Raw genomic sequence first — 1,994 nt, forward strand, 5'->3', positions numbered from 1 at the left:
TAATTATATGTTAATATATACTTTGAAAATTTAATGACAAGAATGAGGATTTCTTAAACATAGTAATTTGTACTTTTTTATCTCTTTGGCTTTAGTAAACTGAAATATCCACACCTCTATTTAGAAATAACAAAATCAAATTAAGCTAGACTAATGAGATATTATAGTAAAGAAACTGAAAATAAAATCATACGACTACTTCTCAAAAAAAATTAAACAATTAAAAGTCTTATTCAAGAATATCACCTTGGATTGGAACACCACAATACTGGTTTAGATAAATCCACAAAGAACTGAAAACTACTTGATGTATTATAATGACAACCTTGAACGAATCGTGAAGTTTATGGAAAAGAGCAAGTAAATAGGCTTGTTGTATTTAGAAAGTTCAATGCCATTCGAAAATATTCTGAACGTTTAGATGATGTTCAAAATACTGTAGATGAAATAATTCCAAGAACAACTATCGAAAATTTTTATGAAATTGAGACTATGATTTTGGGTAGTAAACCGGATGAAGTAAGTTTTGAAATTCTACCAACGACTGCAGGTTTGTTTTATGGTTAAACAGATTGTGATAAATACTATTACGAAGATATTCAACATTTGCAAAACGCAACTAGACTAACTCTCGATAAATATAGTGCAGAATTGTATGACATTATTTACTGGAGTTAGTGGTAAGTATGACAGTGTTGGAGCAAAAATTCTATGAAACCATGATTTGGACAATGAATGAGATTTTACAGGAACTAAAAAATGAACATGCTATCTGAAGAACTTAAAAACGATGAAAAAGGTAAGGCATGAACATGAAAATAATCAATGAATTTATAGGCATGATTGATAATAAAGAAGTCAATAATCAATCAATCTACAGAATCGTTGAATGGTTAAATGAAATTCATCTTGAAATGACAGGTGATGATAAACCCCTTCCGGAGCATATACTTAGTGAACTTTACGACTTGAATGATTGTTGGTTTTACATGTATAAAAATTCTAACCTTCAAGACTTAGAGAACACAACTTATATGTCAAGTGATAACTGCAAGTATTTGCAGTTATCACTTGAAGTTGGAAATGAATATATGATGACAATAACCAGGTTATAAAAAAAATATGGGGAGCGAAGAACATGAGTGAAAATATATTGACGATTTTGTTCTTCAACCAGTATATTTAAATTTATACTCGTAAATGATTGTGACGATGTAACTAATATATATCGAAAATTCCATAACTGGAACCATTAAACCTATAATTGTTGTTATTCCTAAATATTCAATCGTAGCCAATAGGATTAACACTACTACAAAATATGAATAGAAAATGTAGAGAGAGTATAATATTGGTTCAGTTGATAAATTAGCAGTATATTTTTAGACAAAAAAATCAGAAAGTCCCATCATCACGTAACTTGCTTGCAGGAATACACCTTGTATTTCCATAATTTCATTTGTTAATGAGGAATTTTGCTCCAATATCGATCCTTGTATATGAACAACCACAAAACTTGTAGTTTGTAAAACTAAGCTACATAGAATCATTTTAGATTTAGTATTAATGAGTAATCCTAGTAGTGATAATATTCTGATTGCTATAGCAACTGACATAATCACACTATTTCTTTCATAGATCAGAGAAATTATCATCAATATATAGCTAGTAGAGAGCAGCAAGAAAGACGCCTTATTACGAGATTTTTTTATTATTTTCAGGTGTATGGTTAGTTTCGGTAATTGTATACATAAAATTCGTCCCTTTCCATTTTCGTTTAATTTTTATACTGAACAAATCTATTCTCACATAAAAAAATGGAACTTATAACAAAGTGTAATAGAAAAGTAATAAACTCACGATTTCATCCATGTAAATTCACATTCATTTTTGTACTATTGAATTAATTCACACTTTTTCAAAGTTCTTTTTTTGAAAAAATTAACCAAACATTAATTATCTTGGCAAAGTGTGATAACATGTGATAATAAATG

1 protein-coding gene is annotated in these 1,994 nt (G+C 28.6%); it reads left to right on the plus strand.

Annotation, left to right across the window (positions count from 1 at the left end):
• Positions 1-806: 806 nt before the first annotated feature.
• Positions 807-1,115 carry a hypothetical protein gene (locus GVV20_RS10450; protein ID WP_159741472.1) on the plus strand — a complete coding sequence of 103 codons (309 nt, stop codon included), beginning with the start codon at positions 807-809 and terminating at the stop codon, positions 1,113-1,115.
• The last annotated feature ends 879 nt before the right edge of the window (positions 1,116-1,994 follow it).

It is taken from the genome of Erysipelothrix aquatica, assembly GCF_009828775.2.
Taxonomy (GTDB): domain Bacteria; phylum Bacillota_I; class Bacilli_A; order Erysipelotrichales; family Erysipelotrichaceae; genus Erysipelothrix; species Erysipelothrix aquatica.